16 protein-coding genes are annotated in these 18,991 nt (G+C 73.7%); 9 read left to right on the forward strand and 7 right to left on the reverse strand.

Annotated features, from left to right (window positions below; genetic code table 11):
• Positions 1-132: 132 nt before the first annotated feature.
• From C5507_RS06120 to C5507_RS06135, 4 genes are read left to right on the forward strand one after another with little or no spacing between them, the layout of a single operon-like run.
• The gene (locus C5507_RS06120) at positions 133-942 is read left to right on the forward strand and encodes a purine-nucleoside phosphorylase (protein ID WP_104527649.1); all 810 of its coding nucleotides are present in this window, start codon (positions 133-135) and stop codon (positions 940-942) included.
• The gene (locus C5507_RS06125) at positions 939-1,757 is read left to right on the forward strand and encodes an NAD-dependent epimerase/dehydratase family protein (RefSeq protein ID WP_104527650.1); all 819 of its coding nucleotides are present in this window, start codon (positions 939-941) and stop codon (positions 1,755-1,757) included. Before C5507_RS06120 ends, C5507_RS06125 begins: the two co-directional genes overlap by 4 nt.
• Positions 1,754-3,385, forward strand: a complete 1,632-nt coding sequence (locus tag C5507_RS06130; RefSeq protein ID WP_104527651.1) for a phospho-sugar mutase — start codon at positions 1,754-1,756, stop codon at positions 3,383-3,385. Before C5507_RS06125 ends, C5507_RS06130 begins: the two co-directional genes overlap by 4 nt.
• Positions 3,386-3,393: 8 nt before the next feature.
• Positions 3,394-5,466, forward strand: a complete 2,073-nt coding sequence (locus tag C5507_RS06135) for an acyltransferase family protein (protein ID WP_104527652.1) — start codon at positions 3,394-3,396, stop codon at positions 5,464-5,466.
• Here the strand turns inward: C5507_RS06135 and C5507_RS23480 are convergent.
• From C5507_RS23480 to C5507_RS06170, 7 genes are all read right to left on the reverse strand, one after another.
• Positions 5,396-5,728 carry a DUF805 domain-containing protein gene (locus C5507_RS23480; RefSeq protein WP_104527653.1) on the reverse strand — a complete coding sequence of 111 codons (333 nt, stop codon included), beginning with the start codon at positions 5,726-5,728 and terminating at the stop codon, positions 5,396-5,398. The genes C5507_RS06135 and C5507_RS23480 overlap by 71 nt on opposite strands.
• A gap of 227 nt (positions 5,729-5,955) precedes the next feature.
• Positions 5,956-6,846: a Gfo/Idh/MocA family protein gene (locus C5507_RS06145; protein ID WP_104527654.1), complete on the reverse strand. Its 891-nt coding sequence runs from the start codon at positions 6,844-6,846 to the stop codon at positions 5,956-5,958.
• Between the two features lie 2 nt (positions 6,847-6,848).
• Positions 6,849-7,472 (reverse strand): uracil phosphoribosyltransferase, encoded by a 624-nt coding sequence (upp, locus tag C5507_RS06150; RefSeq protein WP_104527757.1) that lies wholly within the window; start codon positions 7,470-7,472, stop codon positions 6,849-6,851.
• Between the two features lie 97 nt (positions 7,473-7,569).
• Positions 7,570-8,835, reverse strand: a complete 1,266-nt coding sequence (locus tag C5507_RS06155) for an NAD(P)/FAD-dependent oxidoreductase (protein ID WP_104527655.1) — start codon at positions 8,833-8,835, stop codon at positions 7,570-7,572.
• The gene (locus C5507_RS06160) at positions 8,832-9,251 is read right to left on the reverse strand and encodes a GtrA family protein (RefSeq protein ID WP_207225833.1); all 420 of its coding nucleotides are present in this window, start codon (positions 9,249-9,251) and stop codon (positions 8,832-8,834) included. Before C5507_RS06160 ends, C5507_RS06155 begins: the two co-directional genes overlap by 4 nt.
• Positions 9,211-10,269 carry a glycosyltransferase family 2 protein gene (locus tag C5507_RS06165; RefSeq protein ID WP_207225835.1) on the reverse strand — a complete coding sequence of 353 codons (1,059 nt, stop codon included), beginning with the start codon at positions 10,267-10,269 and terminating at the stop codon, positions 9,211-9,213. The genes C5507_RS06160 and C5507_RS06165 overlap by 41 nt, the downstream gene beginning before the upstream one ends.
• 99 nt (positions 10,270-10,368) lie before the next feature.
• Positions 10,369-13,467 carry an arabinosyltransferase domain-containing protein gene (locus C5507_RS06170; protein ID WP_104527656.1) on the reverse strand — a complete coding sequence of 1,033 codons (3,099 nt, stop codon included), beginning with the start codon at positions 13,465-13,467 and terminating at the stop codon, positions 10,369-10,371.
• A 148-nt stretch (positions 13,468-13,615) separates the two neighbouring features.
• On the opposite strand from C5507_RS06170, the gene deoC reads away from it, so the two are divergent.
• The 5 genes from deoC to C5507_RS06195 all read left to right on the forward strand — a co-directional run bounded on the left by deoC (position 13,616) and on the right by C5507_RS06195 (position 18,938).
• Positions 13,616-14,611: a deoxyribose-phosphate aldolase gene (gene deoC, locus C5507_RS06175; protein WP_242611157.1), complete on the forward strand. Its 996-nt coding sequence runs from the start codon at positions 13,616-13,618 to the stop codon at positions 14,609-14,611.
• A gap of 6 nt (positions 14,612-14,617) precedes the next feature.
• A complete protein-coding gene (locus tag C5507_RS06180; protein WP_104527657.1) occupies positions 14,618-16,072 on the forward strand; it encodes an aldehyde dehydrogenase family protein in 1,455 nt (484 codons plus the stop codon).
• Positions 16,069-16,941 (forward strand): aldehyde dehydrogenase family protein, encoded by an 873-nt coding sequence (locus C5507_RS06185; RefSeq protein ID WP_242611158.1) that lies wholly within the window; start codon positions 16,069-16,071, stop codon positions 16,939-16,941. Before C5507_RS06180 ends, C5507_RS06185 begins: the two co-directional genes overlap by 4 nt.
• A gap of 91 nt (positions 16,942-17,032) precedes the next feature.
• Positions 17,033-18,460, forward strand: coding sequence for an APC family permease (locus C5507_RS06190; protein ID WP_104527658.1), 1,428 nt, complete (start codon positions 17,033-17,035; stop codon positions 18,458-18,460).
• 1 nt (position 18,461) lies between these two features.
• Entirely contained in the window at positions 18,462-18,938 is a 477-nt protein-coding gene (locus C5507_RS06195; protein ID WP_104527659.1) for a universal stress protein, read from the forward strand.
• Positions 18,939-18,991: the final 53 nt, after the last annotated feature.

The following is an 18,991-nucleotide window of genomic DNA, read 5'->3' on the forward strand; positions in this document are numbered from 1 at the left end:
GGCCCCGGTGCAGGAACCGCTGCCGGATCGTCCCCTCCGCGGTGGACCCGGCAGCCTCCGGTCGCGGGCCCGTGATCTCCGGCGCCCGCCGCGGGCTCCACCCCTCTCCCGGCACTGCGCTAGCGTCCCCGCGTGAGCGAGCACCCGGGCCCCGACCCGATCACCCTGGCCGCGCAGGCCGCCGACGCGCTGACCGGCAGCCTCGGCGGGGCGCACGACGTCGCCGTCGTCATGGGCTCCGGGTGGGCCCCCGCGGCAGACGCCTTCGGCGACGTCGCCGGCTCGGTGGCGATCGGCGACCTCCCCGGCTTCGCCGCGCCGACCGTCGTCGGCCACGGCGGCGAAGTGCGCTCGGTACGCGTCGGCGAGCGCAAGGTGCTGCTCTTCCTGGGTCGCACGCACTACTACGAGGGCCGCGGCGTCGAGCCCGTCGTGCACGGCATCCGCACGGCGGCCGCCGCGGGTGTGACGACGGTGGTCCTCACCAACGCCGCCGGCGGGCTCGCCCCCGACCACCGGGTGGGCCAGGCCGTCGCGATCTCCGACCACCTCAACCTCACGGCGCGCTCCCCGCTGGTCGGCGCCGACTTCGTCGACCTCACCGACCTGTACTCCCCGCGGCTGCGCGCGCTGGCCCGCGAGCTGGACCCCACGCTGGTCGAGGGCGTCTACGCGCAGCTGCCCGGCCCGCACTTCGAGACGCCGGCCGAGATCCGCATGCTCCGCACGATGGGCGCCGACCTGGTGGGCATGTCCACTGCGCTCGAGGCGATCGCCGCCCGCGCGGCCGGGCTCGAGGTCTTCGGTCTCTCCATGGTCACCAACGCCGCGGCCGGCATCACCGGCGAGCAGCTGGACCACGTGGAGGTGCTCGAGGCGGGAAAGGCGGCGGCCGGCCGGCTGGGTGAGTTCCTGGTGCAGCTCATCGGGCGGCTGCCGTGAGCGGGCCCGTCCTCGTCACCGGCGCGGCCGGCCGGATCGGGACGGTGCTGCGCGGCGGACTGCCCGAGCGCGGCTGGGCGCTGCGCTGCCTGGACGTCGTGCCGGTGGGCGACGTCCGCCCGGGCGAGGAGCACCTGGTCGCCGACGTCACCGACCTCGACGCGATGGTGGACGCGGCCCGTGGCGCCTCGGCGATCGTGCACCTGGCCGGCATCTCCGGGGAGTCGACCTGGCCGGCGATCTCGCACGCCAACATCGAGGGCACCTACTGCGCGCTGGAGGCCGCCCGCCGGGCGTCGGTCCCGCGCGTGGTCCTGGCCAGCAGCAACCACGCGACCGGCTACACGCCGCGGCCCGGCGACGGGCTGCTCCGCGAGGAGGACGCCCCACCGCGGCCGGACACCTACTACGGCGTCTCGAAGGTGGCGATGGAGGCGCTCGGCTCGCTGTACGTCGACCGCTACGGCCTCGACGTCGTCTGCCTGCGCATCGGCAGCGCCTTCACCGAGCCGACGACCACCCGGCAGCTGGCCACGTGGCTCTCCCCCGCGGACACCGTCTCGCTGGTCGACGCGGCGCTGACCGCGCCGGCACCCGGGTTCTCGGTCGTGTGGGGCGTCTCGGACAACACCCGTCGCTGGTGGGACCTCTCGGCCGCCGAGGCGCTGGGGTACCGGTCGGCCGACGACGCCGAGCCCTACGCCGAGGCGCTGATCGAGGCGCACGGCGAGCCGGACCCGGACCACCCGGTGCACGCCCGGGTGGGCGGGGAGTACACGACGGCCGCCTTCGACGCGGAGAACTTCTCCGCATGACGCAGGACCTGCTCGCGGCGGCCCGGGCCTGGGCCGCGGCCGACCCGCACGAGGGCGACCGCGCGGAGCTCCTCGCGCTCGCCGACGCCGGTGACACCGCCGAGCTGGAGCGCCGGTTCGCCGGTCCGCTCACCTTCGGGACGGCGGGGCTGCGCGGTCCGCTGCGCGCCGGCCCGGCCGGCATGAACGCCGCCGTCGTGACCCGCGCCGCGGCGGGCCTGGGCACCTGGCTGGCCGCCGCCGGGCACGCGGGTGGCGGTGTGGTGATCGGCTTCGACGCCCGGCGCCGGTCCGACGAGTTCGCCCGCATCTCCGCCGCGGTGCTCGGCGCGGCCGGGTTCGCCGTCCAGGTGATGCCCCGGCCGCTGCCCACCCCCGTGCTGGCCTTCGCCGTCCGGCACCTCGGTGCGGTGGCCGGTGTGATGGTCACCGCCAGCCACAACCCGCCCGACGACAACGGCTACAAGGTCTACCTGGCCGACGGCGCACAGCTGGTGCCGCCGGCGGACCGGGAGATCGAGGCCGCCATCGCCGCGACCGGGCCGGCGCGCGAGGTGCCGCGGTCCGACGGCTGGGTTCCCCTCGGCGACGACATCGAGACCGACTACGTCGACGCCGTCGTCCGGGCGGTCGACCCCGCGCGCGTGCCGGCGGCCGACCGCGCGGCGCTGACCGTGGCCTACACGGCCATGCACGGCGTCGGCGCGGGCACCACCCGCGCGGTGTTCGCCGCCGCCGGGCTCGCCGCACCGCACAGCGTCGCCGAGCAGGACGCCCCGGACCCGGCCTTCCCGACGGTGTCCTTCCCCAACCCGGAGGAGGCCGGCGCGGTCGACCTGCTGCTGGCCCTGGCCGCGCGGGTGGGGGCGGACGTCGCGATCGCCGAGGACCCCGACGCCGACCGCTGCTCGGTGGTGTGCGGCGGGCGCCAGCTCACCGGCGACGAGGTGGGTGCGCTGCTGGCCGACTGGCTGCTGCGCCGCGGCGTGCGCGGCACCTACGCCTCCTCGCTGGTCAGCGGCTCGCTGATGCACGCGATCGCCGAGGCGCACGGCGTCGCATCCGAGGAGACCCCGACCGGCTTCAAGTGGATCATGCGAGCCGGCTCGGATGCGGCCCCGCTGGTGTTCGGCTACGAGGAGGCGCTGGGCTACTCCGTGGCGCCCTCGGTCGTGCGCGACAAGGACGGGATCTCCGCCGCGCTCGCCGTCGCGCTGCTGGCCGCCGAGCTCAAGGCCGAGGGCCGCACGGTGCTGGACCGGCTCGACGAGCTGGCGCGGGAGCACGGCCTGTTCGTCACCGGGCAGCTGTCGGTGCGGGTCGAGGACCTCACGCTGATCTCCGACGCGATGGCCCGGCTGCGCTCCGCTCCCCCGGCCGCGCTGCTCGGCCGGCCGGTGGAGTTCGCCGACCTCGCGCTGGAGGACCCGCCGGTCGACGCCGTCCGGTTGCTCGGCGACGGCGTGCGCGCCATCGTGCGGCCCAGCGGCACCGAGCCGAAGCTCAAGGCCTACCTGGAGACCGTGGTCCCCGTGCACGACGACGCCGGCATCATCGCCGCCCGCGGCCGGGGCGCCGACGAGCTCGACCAGCTCCGAGCCGAGATGACGTCCGCCCTGGGGATCTGACCCACCCGATGCCAGCACCGAGCACTGCCGTCCCGCCTGCCCACGACGCCACGTCCGCCCGCCGGTACCGCACGGAGATCGACGGGCTGCGGGCGCTCGCGGTCTCGCTCGTCGTCGGCTACCACGTCCTCAGCGGCCGGGTCTCCGGCGGCGTCGACGTCTTCCTGGCGCTGAGCGGGTTCTTCCTCGTCCACGGCCTCACGGGCCGGCTGGCACGGTCCGGCAGGGTGCGCCCGCTGCGCGCGATCAGCCGCACCCTCGGGCGGCTGGTCCCCTCCGCGGCGCTCGTGCTGGCCGGGACGGTCGCGGCTGCGGTCCTCGTGCTGCCCAGCACCCGGTGGCGCGAGATCGCCGAGCACCTCCTCTCCGCCGCGACCTTCACCGAGAACCACCGTCTGGTCGCGGAGTCGGTCGACTACGCCGCGAGCAACCTGCTGGCCAGCCCGATGCAGCAGTTCTGGTCGCTCTCCATCCAGGTGCAGGTGCTCGTGGCCGCACCGTTCCTCGTCGCGGGCGCGGCGGTGCTCCTGCGCCGCACGCCCTGGTGGCGGCACGGGCGTGCCGTCACGATCGGCGCGACCGCGGCGGCGACGGCGGCGTCCTTCGCGTGGTCGGTCGTCGCGACGGCGGAGGACCAGCAGCGCGCGTACTTCTCCACCGTCCCGCGGCTCTGGGAGCTGGGCGTCGGCGCCCTGGCCGCCGTGCTGCTGGCCCGCCTGCGGCCGCCCCGGTGGCTGGCGGCCGCCCTCGGGTGGACCGGCGTCGCCATGCTCGTCGCCTGCGGCGCGCTGCTCGACGGCGCGCACCAGTTCCCGGGCTGGCAGGCGGCGTGGCCGGTCCTGTCGGCCGTGGCGGTGATCGTCGCGGCCGACCACGGAGGCCGGGCAGGTGTGCACCGGGCGCTCTCCACGCCGCTCGCCAGGTGGCTGGGATCGCGGTCCTACGCCCTGTACCTCTGGCACTGGCCGGTCCTGGTGCTCTACCTCGCGCACACCGGCCGGGACTTCCCCTCCGTCAAGGGCGCCGTGGCGATCATCGTGCTGTCGCTGCTGCTGGCGGAGGCGACGCACCGGCTGGTCGAGCGGCCGGCCGGCGCCCGCATCCAGACCTGGCGGCCCGCTGCGGCGCTGGCCGTGGTGGCCGCCATGGCCGCGCCCCCGGCCCTGGCCGGCGCGGGGGTCCTCTCCTGGATGGACCGGGAGGCCGACCGTGTCGCGGCGGTGGTGGACGACCCGGCGTACCCGGGCGCGGCGGCGCTGGGCAGCCCCTTCTGGGAGACGGGCCCGGCCGGTGACGTGGAGCCGATGCCGCCGCTGTCGCTGATCCGCGACGACTGGCCCTGGCCACCCGCCGGCGCCTCCTGCACGCAGGAGGTGATCGAGGACGCACCGGTCCCCACGGAGATCGACATGTGCGTGAACGGCGACGACGACCGGAAGCGGCGCGTGGTCGCGGTCGGGGATTCCCACGTCGCGCACTGGCTCCCGCCGCTGAACGCCATCGCCGAGGACCGCGGCTGGCAGGTCATCTCGGTGATCCGCGGCGGGTGCAACCTCTCGACGGAGTCCGAGTTCATCCAGGAGGGATGGCCCGGCTACGAGGAGTGCGCCGTGTGGCGGTCCCGGATGACCGACCGGATCGTCTCGCTGGAGCCGGACGTGGTGATCGCCCTCGGTACCCGCACCGCCGCGGGCGAGGAGCCGGAGTGGCTGCCGCCGGGTTTCGTGGCGGCGTGGAAGCCGCTGACCGATGCCGGCATCCGGATCGTCGGGCTCCGGGACAGCCCGCGGCACACCATGGACGTCCCCGACTGCATGGCGGAGTGGGGGGACGCGTCCCCCCGCTGCCGGTCACCACGGTCCTCCGTCTACGACGACGGGCTGCTGGACCCGCCGCCGAGTGTGCTGCCCGACGGCGTCAGCCTGGTCGACACCAGCCGCTACTTCTGCCTCGAGGACGTATGCCCGGCATTGATCGGCAACGTCCGGGTGTACATGGACGACGGGCACGTCACCGGGACCTACATGCGCACGGTCCGGCCACTGTTCGAGGAGGACCTGCTGGGGCACCTGGGGTGGTGAACGACCAGCGCACCCCTGCGGGTGGTGCGGCCGCCGGCCGGCTCCACCGGTGGGCGGTGGGCCCGGTGCCCGCGTGGTCCGGCGGCGGCCCGTACCGGTGGGGGCGGGCATCGCTGCCCAGGAAGCCCAGCGTCACGACCAGCACCAGCCAGCCGATCCCCGGCAGCACGTTCCACAGCAGCCACCAGGCCGAGTGGTCGCGGTCGTGCAGCCGCGTCACCATCGCCGCGACGTCCGGCACGAGCAGCACCAGCGCGGCGATCGCGGTGACCGGTCCGCCGGAGTCCGCGAACGGCCAGAGGACGTCGAAGTCGTCGCCCCCCCTCCGGTCGCGGGTAGTTCCCGGCGGACCACGTCGCCTCGACGGACGTGGTGACCACGCCCAGCAGTGCGATCACCCGCACGTGGTGCAGCCACCACACCCGCCGCGGGATCCGCCCGACGGGCAGGGACCACGACCCGGCGTGGTGCGCCGTGCCGTCGGCACGGTCATCCCCCGACGGTCTCCCGGCAGCCGGATGACAGGGCCCGCTGAGCGGCGGCCAGCACGGCGACGACGTCCCGGCCGAAGCCGACGTCGCAGGGGTGGATGCCACCGGCGACCGCGGCCTGCGTGAGCTCGTCGACAGCGACCGCGAAGGCCTCCGGCGCCACCCGGTCCTCCGGCAGCAGCACCAGCCGGCCGGCGTCCCCGTGGACGAAGAACTCGTTGCCCACCGACATCGGCGCCACCGTGTGCGAGAGCGTGACGGTCGAGGCGGTGCCCGACTCGTGCCCGAGGACCAGGTGCACGGTGTCGCCCAGCCCGGCGCCCGCCTGCACGGTCGCGACGGGACCCAGCGCCGGCACGAGCAGCGAGAGCGCGTGGGGGCCGATGTCCCAGAGGGCCCCGTGCTCCTGGCGCCAGGGCGAGGAGCCGAACGGTGTGCCCGCCAGCGACGACAGCCACGACCCGTGCCCACCGGCCAGCGTCGTCCGGGCCGCCTGCTCGAGCCAGGTCGCCGTCGCCGGACGGAAGCGGAAGGTGAAGAACACGACCGAGGCCACCCCGGCGGCCCGCACGGCGTCGACGACCCGGTCGGCGCCGGGGACGTCGAGCGCGATGGGCTTCTCCAGCAGGAGGTGCTTGCCGGCCTCGGCGGCGCGGACCGCCAGCGGCGCCTGGACGTCGGGCGGCAGCGCGATGGAGACGGCGTCGACCTGCGCCAGGAGCTCGTCGACGTCGGCGAACCCGGGGACGTCGAACGTCGCGCCGACCGCCTTCGCCTTGGTGAGGTCCCGCCCCCACACGCCGACCAGCTCGGCGTCGGGGTGCGCCGCGAGCGCGGACGCATGGATCTCCTCGGCCCAGAACCCGGTACCCAGCACCCCGAAGCGCACGGTCAGACCGCGCCGAACTGGCGGTCGCCGGCGTCGCCCAGCCCCGGGACGATGTAGGCCTTGTCGTCGAGGCCCTCGTCGATGCTGGCGGTGAACACCCGCAGCGGCAGGCCGCTCGCCTCCAGGCGGCGGATGCCGTCGGGCGCGGCCAACGCGCAGAGCACCGTGATCGACGTCGTCCCGCGGGCCGTGAGCAGCTCGCAGCAGTGCACCAGCGACCCGCCGGTGGCCAGCATCGGGTCGAGGACGAAGACATCGCGGTCGACGAGCGACTCCGGCAGCGAGGCCATGTAGGCCTCCGGCTGGAAGGTCTCCTCGTTGCGGGCCAGGCCGACGAAGCCCATCTGGGACTCCGGCAGCATCCCGTGCGCGGTGTCGGCCATGCCGAGGCCGGCCCGGAGCACCGGGACGATCAGCGGCGGGGCGGCGAGCCGGTAGCCGGTCGTCGTGGTGACCGGGGTGGTGATCTGCTCCTCCGCCACGATCAGGTCGCGGGTGGCCTCGTAGACCAGCATCTGCGTGAGCTCGCGGAGGGCGGCCCGGAACATGGCGTTGTCCGTGCGCTCGTCCCGCATGCGGGACAGGCGGGCACGGGCCAACGGGTGGTCGACGACGGTCAGCTGCACGCGGGACACGGTATCGGCCCCCGGGATCGTCCCCGCCACACCCGCCTCCGCTGCCCGGTCCGGGGCCGGCTGCTGCCGTCCGGACCGCAGCACCGGTTCAGCGGAAGTACTGCTGGACCACCCGGCGGGCCATCGCCACGGCATAGCTCTGGCCGCGGTCCTGCGGGTAGACCTGCGACATCGTGGCGAGCACGACCCCGGGCATCGAGGTCTCGTGCGGCGGGATCGACTCCCGGTAGTCGGGGGTGACGACCGGCTGCGCGAACCCGGCCTTGGAGAAGTGCCAGTCCGTGACCCAGGAGAGGTCGAAGTCCGGGTTGATCCTCCGCAGCCACGGGACGTAGCGCTCCAGCAGCTCGGCCGGGTCGGTGGTGTAGCGCCAGTCGTCGCGCGGCACGTAGTTGCCGACGTAGATCACGTGCCGACCGCCGTACTGCTCCGGCGGGACCATGTTCGTGTGCTCCACGACGGCGAGGAAGGGGAACGACGGGTCGTTGATGTTCAGCCAGTAGTAGGGGATGACGCTGCGATCGCACTCGAGCACGAAGCACGTGGCCCCGAGGTACTCGGCGCGCTGCAGGACGTCCCCGGGCCCGGCCCCGGCCGCCTGGGCGAACGCCGGCTGCGGAACGGTGACCAGCACCTTGTCGTACTCGTAGCGGGCGCCGTCCTGCGTGCGCACCTCGACGGGGCCGGCCGGGTCGGGCTGGGCGACGGCGGTGAGCTTCTTCCCGGTCTCGATCGTGCCGCCGCGCTTCTCCACGGCCCGCAGCAGCGCCTCGTAGACCTGGTGGAAGCCGCCGTCCATGTACCCGAGCTTGAAGGTGCGGAAGTGCACCCGTGCCCACAGCCACGCCATGGAGATCTCCGGCGCGCGCGACCCGAACTTGCCGGTGAGCAGCGGCTCCCAGATGACGTCGCCGGCCCGTCGGCCGGCCCACCGGCGCACCCACTCCAGCGCGCGCCGGTCGCCCAGGCGCTCGCCGTTGCGGATGAGCTTGAGCATCGCCGACGAGGCGCCGAAGCGGATCCGGTCGACCAGCCGCAGCGGCGGGAACTTCAGCATGTCCACCGGGGTGGAGAAGTCGTGCAGCTCCCCGCCGTGGAAGATCCCGGTCGTCGTCGAGTGGAAGGTCAGCTTCGGCGACAGCCCCAGCTCGTCGATGATCTCGATCATCGCGCGGTCGCTCTCGAAGATGTGGTGGTAGAAGCGCTCCAGCGGGGTGCCCTGCACCGTGAGCGACCCGGCCAGGCCGCCGATCTCGTCGGCGCCCTCGAGCACGGTGACGTCGTGGCCGTCCCCGACCAGGTCGTACGCCGCCGTCAGGCCGGTCGCGCCCGCACCGATGATGCCGATCCTCATCCGAAGCTCCATCTCTTGTTCAGGAAGAACTGCACCACCGCGACGACCGGCATCGAGGCGACCTTGACGATGTTGGCGTCCACGCCCAGCCAGGTGTGGAAGACCAGCAGCAGGACGGCCACGAGGGCGATGCCCAGCAGGCCGACCGAGTAGAACCGCGCGAAGCGGCGCAGCATCCCGTCGCGCTTGCGGAAGTTCAGGTAGCTGTTCAGCAGGAAGTTGTTCGTGATCCCGGCCGAGGTGCTGATCGCCGTCGCGATCTGCTCGTGCATCCCCACCACGTTGTAGAGGACGAGGAACAGCACAAGGTCCAGCAGGACGCCGGTGACCCCGATGAGCTGGTAGAGGACGAAGCTGCGGTACCGCGTCCAGAGCTCACTCAGCCGGTCCCGGTGTCCCCGCTCCGCTGTCGTCACTGCCCACCACCTTCTGCACGATGTAGAGGGGGCGGGCCTGGACCTCCGTGTAGATGCGCCCCACGTAGGCGCCGATCACGCCGAGCGACAACATCTGCACGCCGCCGAGGAAGAGGACCATGATCATGAGCAGGGTCCAGCCCGGGACGGAGATCTCCGGCAGGAAGAGCCGCAGCGCGAGGGCGTAGACGATCCCGAGCAGGGACAGCACCGTGGTGATGATGCCGAGCCGGGTGATCCACTTCAGCGGCGTCGTCGAGAAGCTGGTCACGCCGTCGGCCGCGAGCCGCAGCATCTTGGGCAGTGGGTAGTTCGTCTCCCCCGTGGTCCGGTCGTCGCGGTCGAAGGGCACGGCCACCTGGTGGAACCCGAGGGAGGCGACCAGCCCGCGGACGAACCGGTTGCGCTCCCGGTGGGCGCGCAGCACGTCGGCGGCGGCGCGGTCCATCAGCCGGAAGTCACCGGTGTCCACCGGGATCTCGATGTCGGCGAACCGGTGCAGGAGGCGGTAGTACGCGTGCGCGGTGAAGCGCTTCATCGCCGTGTCCTTGCGGGTCCGGCGCTGCGCGTAGGCGATCTGGGCGCCGGCCTCCCACGCCACGATCAGCTGCAGGCTGACCTCCGGCGGGTCCTGCAGGTCGGTGTCCATGACGACGATCGCGTCCCCGCGGGCGTGGTCGAGCCCGGCGGTGATCGCCATCTGGTGACCGAAGTTCCGGGACAGGTCGAGAACCGTCGCCTCAGGGCAGGACCGGGCGATGCTCTCCAGGACCTCCAGGGAGCCGTCCCGCGACCCGTCGTTGACGTAGATGAACTCGAAGTCCAGGTCCGGCCGCGAGCGCGAGGCCGCGAACAGCCGCTCGTGGAACTTCTCGATGCCGTCGGCCTCGTTGTAGACGGGCAGGACGTAGGAGACGAGCCGGCGCCCGGCAGGGTCGTGCACTGCCTCTGCTCCCAGACCCGGCTGGACGACGAAGTTCCCCGTGACGGTCGTCTGGCGCTGCGGTGTCGTGGTCACTCGGCACTCTCCGGTGTCGGCCCCGGAACAGGTGCTCCGACCTGGGGGCGCTGGACGGGTGGCTGTCGATGCGCCCCGCGGGACGGGTGCGCGACCGAGTCACCGGTCACCCTCCCAACCCCAGAGCGTTGTCCGCTGCGTCGCGCGGTCGTAGGCGTCCCTGGTCACAGGGTAGTCGAGCACGGCGAGGCTCCCCCATTCCTCGCTCCCGGGGCCGACCAGCCGGGTGGCCAGGACCTCCCGACGGGCGAGCGAGGCGCCCGCGAAGCTGCCGCCCTGGCTCGGCTCGTAGGCGATGCCGGCGAGGTCGGCGTAGGCCGGTGGCGCCTGGAGCAGGACCTCCGGCGCCTGTGCGAGACCGTCGGACAGCACGGGGATGTCGCGGACGCACGGCACCTGCCAGGACAGCGGCCAGTCCGGCAGCACCGGCCCCCGGTCGGCCAGGAACTCCGTCATCGGCTGGGCCGTGCGCGCCCGCGGGCCGGTGACCCCCAGCCACCCACCGGCGTCGGTGGCGCTGTCCGTGGCCAGCACGCGGACCCGGTCGGCGTCCGCGGGGATCCGGTCGGAGCCGACGGCGAACGTCCGCCACTCGGGGGTCGCCACGCCGTCCTCCCCCAGCAGGACCCGAGCCAGCGGCGTCACGACGCCCCCGGTGCCGGACCGGCCGAACTCCAGCTCCAGCCGGTTGGCGCCGTTCACCCGCCCCACCGCGTCCACGGCCACGTCGCCGAGACCGCTGACCGCCGGCAGCGTGGCCCAGGGGCTCACCAGGGAGCCCGTGCCGAGCTCGCCACCGAGCAGGCTGCCCCAGGCGGCGGCGGGCGCCGCACCGCCGGAGGTCGGCGGCGGTGGCGAGGGGTACCCGCCGCCGAGGGCGAAGCCGGTCGAGCCGGCGTCCGGCGAGACCTCGGCCGCCGGCGGCAGCTGCCCCCCGGGTGCGTCGCGCAGGACCTCGATGTGATCGGCGATGCCGCAGTCGGCCGCGCCGGTCAGGGTGGCGACGTTCTCCGCCGCCAGCGAATAGCCGCCGCCGTCCGCCTGCCGCAGCGGCGCCGCCGTGAAGGTGGCCAGCAGGACGGTGACCGAGGCCAGCATCGCCGCGCCGGCGAGCAGCGCCGGCCCGGCGACGACCGCTGCCCGCGGGTCCCCCGCGCCGCGGCGCGCCAGGAGCCACGCCACGCCCGCCACCGCGCCCGCGACGAGGAGCCAGGTCACGGGGTTGTCGATGGGGATGCCGAGCGGCCGCACCGCCACGTCGCGGTAGGCGAGGCCGTAGTTGGAGTACAGCCACCAGCTGTTCGCCCCGGAGAACGACAGCCCCGCGACCAGGGCGACCAGCCCCGTCCCGAGCGCGCTGACGAGCACGAGAGCGCTGTCCCCCGACCGGGCCCTCGCCACCCGGACCAGGAGCACGCCCGCGACGACCAGGAACGCCGTACCGAGCCCGGCCACCGCGCCGAAGTGGTGCGACCACTTCGACGGCGTGACGATGAGCAGCGCGAAGGCCAGGGCGGCCGCCCCGGTCACGGCCTGCGGCCGGCCGAGCCCGTGCAGCGCCGGCACCCGTCGCGCCAGCAGCAGCGCGACCACGACGACCAGCACGAGCGTGAGCAGCACGGGCAGCCGCTTGGTGGCCGTCCCCTGGGCGCCGATGCTCATCAGGTAGCCGTAGCGCGTCAGCTCCTCGTACCAGTGCAGGTTCGGCCCGATCAGGGTGTGCAGCTCGGTGGCCTTGGCGACCCCGTCCCACGACTGGTCGGCGAACATCACCACCAGTCCGCTAGCGGCGGCGGCGGCCACCAGCGCGGTGCGACCGACCGTCGTCACCCACGAGGCCCGCGCCGACGGGGTGCCACCGGCGCGCAGCAGCCCCCAGATGCGGGGGAACAGCACGAGCACGGGAGCCAGCGCGACGACGGCCGAGGGGGTCACCGACATGGTGAGACCCGCGGCCAGCGCCGCGCCACCGAGCAGCAGGAGCGGGCGCCGGGCCCCGGGGGCGGTCCCGCGCAGCAGGAGGGCCAGCACCGTCGCCGACCCGAGCGCGACGAACGGCTCGGGCCGCACCCCGATGTTGAACGGCAGCCACCAGGCCAGGAAGCACAGCGCCGCGAAGCCCCGCACGAGGGGGCGCCGCGCGTGCGCCGGCAGCGCGGCCCCGAGCACCCCCCTGCTGAGCACGAACCACGCCACCAGCCCGGCCACGAGGCTCGGCAGGCGCAACCACAGCGGCGCGGTGGTGACCGCGGCCAGGGGCTGGACGAGGTGCTGCACCAGCGTGAACGGCGCCTCGGAGGCGTTGAACCAGTGGTAGTAGTTGCCGATGTCGCCGCTCTCGAGGCCGTTGCGGATCGTCATCGAGGCGTAGCCGTCGTCGTCGGTCTGCGGCGCGATGACCGCCCAGCCCGCGAGCACCAGCACGACGACGGCATCCAGGCCCGCGCGCAGCGCCCGGCCCGGCGAGCGGGCCCCCCGCTCGCGCGCCGGCGCCGGGACCCGCCGGACGTCCTGGCGGGCCAGCAGCGCGAGCGAGACCGCCAGCAGCACGACGTAGCCGCCGATCATCGCCAGCTTCGCGTCGCTCGGCCGGCTCTCGAACCACGTGCGCGTCCGGGCGGTCACCGAGGTCCCCGCTGCGTCACCGGGTGGCAGGTCGGTGGCGAAGGCGAAGACCTCCGGCACCGGCTCCCCCGGCAGCACCGTGGGCGGCGCCGAGCCGACCGCGAGCGTCGTCGCGACGTCGTCGGAGTCCACCCGGACGTCGCAGCCCGTGGCGGGCACCGGCGCCTCGCTGACCAGGCGGCCGTTCACCAGCACGCGCAGCCGGCCGTCGGCGGTGTCGATCACGAGCCCCGCAGCCTGCCCCCCGTCGCGGACCACCGTCGTGGCCAGCAGCGTCGTCCGGTCGGCCTGCGCGGCGGCCGCCTGCACGGCTGCGCAGGGCACCTCCGCATGCAGCTCGGCGGGACGGTAGGGCACGAAGAACGCCGTCGTGGAGGTCGGCTGCGCCCCCTGCTGCGGCCAGCTGACCTCGGTGCGGTCGACGACGACCGGCGCGAACGGCAGCGCGACCGCCAGCACGACCCCCAGCAGCCCGAGGGAGGGGGCGAGCCAGCGGGTTCCCGCTCGCGGGCGGCGGCGCGCGGCGGCGGGCGTCCCGTCGTCCACCGCCTCCGGGACGAGCGTGGTCGACACTGGCGCCTTCCGGTGGGACGGAGAAGTTCCCCGAAGGCTAGCGGACGGTCGCGCCGCCGCCCGTCCGCAGGAGCGGCCGCTGCCCCCGGATCCTCACCCCGGGTTGGTGCCGTCCGTGCTCACCGGTCCGCGGGGGAGAATGGCCGGCATGACCCACGTGCTCGACCCCGACGCGCTGCCCGGGGCGACCCCCGCGGTGCACGCGCCGCTGCCTCCCTACGACGACGTCACCCGGTCCGACGCCGCCTTCCGCTCGTTCCTGCACGGGCTGCCCGGCGTCGACCAGGTCGGTGCGGAGTCCCGGGCGGCGCAGCTGGGGACCAGGTCCATCAAGACCACCTCGAAGGCGTGGGCGATCGACACCGCGATCTCGATGGTCGACCTGACCACGCTCGAGGGCGCCGACACCCCCGGCAAGGTCCGCAGCCTGGCCGCGAAGGCCAAGCAGCCCGACCCGAGCGACCCGACCACCCCGCGCGTCGCCGCCGTCTGCGTCTACGGCGACCTCGCCGGCGTCGCCAGGGAGGCGCTCGCGGGCACCGGCATCCACGTCGCCGCCGTCGCCACCGCGTTCCCCAGCGGGCGCGCCAGCCGCGCGGTGAAGATCGCCGACGTCCGGGACGCCGTGGGGAACGGCGCCGACGAGATCGACATGGTCATCGACCGGGGCGCCTTCCTGACCGGTCGCTACCTCGACGTCTACGAGGAGATCGTCGCCGTCAAGGAGGCCTGCGGGGACGCCCACCTCAAGGTCATCCTCGAGACCGGCGAGCTGAAGACGCTGGACAACGTCCGCCGCGCCAGCTGGATCGCCATGCTCGCCGGCGGCGACTTCGTCAAGACCTCCACCGGCAAGGTGACCCCTGCCGCGACGCTGCCGGTCGGCCTGGTGATGCTCGAGGCGGTCCGCGACTTCCGCATCGCCACCGGCCGCCAGATCGGCGTCAAGCCCGCCGGCGGCATCAGGACGACGAAGGACGCCGTCAAGCACCTCGTGATGATCAACGAGACGGCCGGCCCCGACTGGCTGAGCCCCGACTGGTTCCGCTTCGGCGCCTCGAGCCTGCTCAACGACCTCCTCCTGCAGCGGCAGAAGCTGCGCACCGGCCACTACTCCGGCCCCGACTACGTCACGGTGGACTGACCGACGATGACCAGCACCAGCTCAGCCTTCGAGTACGCCCCCGCCCCCGAGTCGCGGTCGATCGTCTCCATCGCCCCCTCCTACGGCCTGTTCGTCGACGGCGAGTTCGTCGACGGCACCGGCGAGGCCTTCAAGACGGTCAACCCGGCCACCGAGGAGGTCCTCAGCGAGGTCGCCTCCGGCAGCGAGGCCGACGTCGACCGGGCGGTCGCCGCCGCCCGCCGCGCGTTCACCCGCGTCTGGGGCCCCATGCGCCCGGCCGACCGCGGCAAGTACCTGTTCCGCATCGCCCGGCTGCTGCAGGAGCGGGCGCGCGAGTTCGCCGTCCTCGAGTCCCTGGACAACGGCAAGCCGATCCGCGAGTCGCGCGACGTCGACGTCCCGCTGGCCGCGGCGCACTTCTTCTACTACGCCGGCTGGGCCGACAAGCTCGAGCACGTCGGCCTGGGCACCGGCCCGCGGCCGCTGGGCGTGGCCGGCCAGGTCATCCCGTGGAACTTCCCGCTGCTGATGCTGGCGTGGAAGGTCGCCCCGGCGCTGGCCGCCGGCAACACCGTCGTCCTCAAGCCGGCCGAGACCACCCCGCTGTCGGCGCTGCTGTTCGCCGAGATCTGCCAGCAGGCCGACCTGCCGGCCGGCGTGGTGAACATCGTCACCGGCGCCGGGGACACCGGCCGCGCCGTCGTCGAGCACGGCGACGTCGACAAGGTCGCGTTCACCGGCTCCACCGCGGTCGGGAAGTCCATCGCCCGCGCGGTCGCCGGGACTCAGAAGCTGCTCACCCTCGAGCTCGGCGGCAAGGCCGCGAACATCGTGTTCGACGACGCCCCGATCGACCAGGCCGTCGAGGGAATCGTGCAGGGCATCTTCTTCAACCAGGGGCACGTCTGCTGCGCGGGCTCCCGGCTGCTGGTGCAGGAGTCGATCCACGACGAGGTCGTCGCCTCGCTGCAGCGCCGGATCGGCACCCTGCGCGTCGGTGACCCGCTGGACAAGAACACCGACATCGGCGCGATCAACTCCGCAGAGCAGCTGGCCCGCATCCGAGAGCTGTCCGACATCGGCGAGGCCGAGGGCGCGCAGCGCTGGCAGCCGGCCTGCGACCTGCCGGCCAAGGGCTACTGGTTCCCGCCGACGGTGTTCACCGACGTCTCACCCGCCCACCGCATCGCCCGCGACGAGGTCTTCGGTCCGGTGCTGAGCGTCCTCACCTTCCGCACCCCCGACGAGGCGGTGGCCAAGGCGAACAACACCACCTACGGGCTGTCCGCCGGCATCTGGAGCGAGAAGGGCTCGCGGATCCTGAAGATCGCGAACGAGCTGCGCGCCGGGGTCGTGTGGGCCAACACCTTCAACAAGTTCGACCCGACGTCGCCCTTCGGCGGCTACAAGCAGTCCGGCTACGGCCGCGAGGGCGGCCGCCACGGGCTCGCCGCATACCTGAAGGGTGCCGACCAGTGATCGGGAACGACCGGCTCGCCGTCCGCAAGACCTACAAGCTCTACGTGAACGGCGCCTTCCCGCGCTCGGAGAGCGGCCGCACCTACGAGGTCACCGACAGCAAGGGCCACTTCCTGGCCAACGTGGCGTGGGCCTCGCGCAAGGACGCCCGGGACGCCGTCGTCGCTGCCCGCGGCGCCTTCGCCAAGTGGTCGGGCGCCACCGCCTACAACCGCGGCCAGGTGCTCTACCGCGTGGCCGAGGTGATGGAGGGCCGCCACCTCCAGTTCTGCGAGGAGGTCGCCGCCGCGGAGGGCCTGTCGTCGTCGAAGGCGCGGGCCGCCGTGGACGCCGCCATCGACCGCTGGGTCTGGTACGCCGGCTGGACCGACAAGCTGGCCGCCGTCCTCGGCGGGGCCAACCCGGTCGCCGGCCCGTACTTCGACTTCTCGACGCCGGAGCCCAGCGGTGTGGTCGCCGTCCTGGCGCCGCAGCAGTCCTCGCTGCTGGGCCTGGTGAGCGTGCTGGCGCCGGTGCTCACGACCGGCAACACCGCCGTCGTCGTCACCTCCCGGCAGCGGCCGATCCCGGCCGTGACCCTCGCCGAGGTGCTGGCCACCAGCGACGTCCCCGGCGGCGTCGTCAACTTGCTCACCGGGGACGCCGAGGAGCTCGGCCCGTGGCTGGCCGAGCACGCCGACGTCGACGGCATCGACCTCACCGGCGCCCCCGCGGGCCGGGCGATGGAGTTCGAGCGGGAGGCCGCCGGCACCATCAAGCGCGTCGTCCGGCCGCCGGCGACCGAGCCGGACTGGAGCGCCGAACCGGGCCTCAGCCGCATGACGCCGTTCCTCGAGACCAAGACGGTGTGGCACCCGATGGGGGTCTGAGAGGCCCGGCCCGGCGTTCAGCGAGCGTCGGCTCGTCGGCGGCGTCAGGATCGTTCCCCAGCTAGTCCGCCGGCGCCGAAGCGAGGACCTCGTGGCCGAGTCCCGTCCCACCACGGTCGACCGGGAGGACGCAGGTCTCCGCCGGTCCATCACCGGGAAGCAGCTGTTCTTCTACACGCTCGGTGACGTCCTGGGCTCGGGGATCTACGTCCTCATCGGCCTGGTCGCGGCCGCCGTCGGCGGGGCCTTCTGGCTCGCCTTCGCCCTCGGCGTCACGGTCGCCGCGATCACCGGCGCGGCCTACGCGGAGCTGGTCACCAAGTACCCCCAGGCTGCCGGTTCCTCGCTCTACGTCCAGAAGGCCTTCGGCAACAAGGCTCTGACGTTCCTGGTCACCGTGTCGTTCCTGTCGGCCAGCTTCGCCGCGACCGGATCGCTGGCGACCGGATTCTCCTCCTACTTCGCCACCCTCTGGGAGGGGCCGCCGGCGCTGCTGGTCTCGCTGGTTTTCCTCCTGCTCCTCCTGGTCGTCAACTTCATCGGCATCACCGAGTCGGTGGTCATGAACATGCTGATGACCTTCGTCGAGGTGGCGGGCCTGCTCATCGTCATGGTCATCGGGATCGTGTACATCGCCCAGGGGAACGCCGACTTCGGCGTGCTCGGTGACATCAGCGTCGCCGGCAACCCGGCGCTCGCGGTGCTGGCGGGCATCGCCTTCTCGTTCTTCGCGATGACCGGGTTCGAGAACACCGCCAACGTCGCGGAGGAGACGATCGACCCGCACAAGTCCTTCCCGCGGTCCCTCGTCGGCGGGATGATCGTCGCCGGCACGGTCTACGTCCTGGTCTCGATGGCCGCGGCCCTCACCGTGCCCGTCGACCAGCTCGCGGAGTCCGACGCGGCGCTGCTGGAGGTCGTGGAGCAGGGCATCCTGCCCTTCTCGACCGACTTCATGACCACGCTGTTCTCGATCATCGCGCTGATCGCGATCACCAACACGACGCTGGTCACGGTCGTCACCCAGCCCCGGATCCTCTACGGCATGGCCAAGGAGGACGTCGTCCCCGGCGTCTTCGCCAAGGTCCACGCGACCCGCCGCAGCCCGTGGGTCGGGCTCCTCTTCAGCGGTGCGGTGGTCGCGGCCCTGCTGATCATCGGCAACATCCTGCTCCAGGCCGGCGGCCTCGACCTCGTCAACCGGCTGGCGCTGGTCACCGTCGTCCTCCTCCTGGCCATCTACGCCCTCGTGATCGTCACCTGCCTGAAGCTGCGCGGACGTGACGAGGACGAGCGCACGTTCCGCGCCAACACCCCGCTGCTGGTCGTCGGGCTGGTCGGCAACCTCGCCATCCTGGGGTTCTCCGTCTACGACGACCCCGCGTCGCTGCTGTGGTGCGCCGCCCTGATCGCTGTCGGAGTGGTGCTGTTCCTGATCGAGTACGCCGTCGGCTCGCGGAACCGTCCGCCGGGGATCGAGCGCGGCGATCCCGAGGCCGTCTCGCGGACGGAGGCCTGAGATGCACGTCGTCGTCGCCACCGATGGGTCACCGCAGTCGCTGGCCGCCGCGCACCACCTGACGTCCTTCGCGGACCCGCGGAAGATCTCCGGGATCTCGGTGGTGGCGGTGATCCGCCCCCTCGCCTCGGTCGCGTTCGCCGACGAGATCTCGCAGCCGCAGGGCCGTGCCGGCGAGTGGACGGGCAGCTTCCGCGAGGCGGCCCAGAGAGCCGTCGACGCGGTGGCGGCCGTCTTCGACGACTGGGGCCCCGAGGTGCACAGGCAGGTCCGCAGCGGCTCCCCGGCCGCGGAGATCATCGAGGCGGCGGAGGAGCTCGACGCCGGGCTGGTCGTGGTGGCCGCCGGAGGGCGCGGGCTCAGCGACGTCATGCTCGTCGGCAGCACCGCCCAGCGGGTCCAGCACTACGCACCGTGCCCGGTCCTCGTCGTGCGCCCCGCGCGAGAGCCGGGGGGAACCGAGCGGGGCAGGGCCTGAACCCGCTCGCCCGGATCCGCTGACCATCGGTCCCGGACCGTCCCGGCGGCGCA

It is taken from the genome of Blastococcus saxobsidens, from assembly GCF_002938435.1.
Lineage (GTDB): Bacteria > Actinomycetota > Actinomycetes > Mycobacteriales > Geodermatophilaceae > Blastococcus > Blastococcus saxobsidens.

Excerpts from the sequence above, each read along its gene's own strand:
- C5507_RS06130 (WP_104527651.1), top strand. The coding sequence starts at position 1,754 with ATGACGCAGGACCTGCTCGCGGCGGCCCGGGCCTGGGCCGCGGCCGAC.
- C5507_RS06135 (WP_104527652.1), top strand. The coding sequence starts at position 3,394 with ATGCCAGCACCGAGCACTGCCGTCCCGCCTGCCCACGACGCCACGTCC.
- C5507_RS06155 (WP_104527655.1), bottom strand. The coding sequence starts at position 8,835 with ATGAGGATCGGCATCATCGGTGCGGGCGCGACCGGCCTGACGGCGGCG.
- deoC (WP_242611157.1), top strand. The coding sequence starts at position 13,616 with ATGACCCACGTGCTCGACCCCGACGCGCTGCCCGGGGCGACCCCCGCG.
- C5507_RS06180 (WP_104527657.1), top strand. The coding sequence starts at position 14,618 with ATGACCAGCACCAGCTCAGCCTTCGAGTACGCCCCCGCCCCCGAGTCG.
- C5507_RS06195 (WP_104527659.1), top strand. The coding sequence starts at position 18,462 with ATGCACGTCGTCGTCGCCACCGATGGGTCACCGCAGTCGCTGGCCGCC.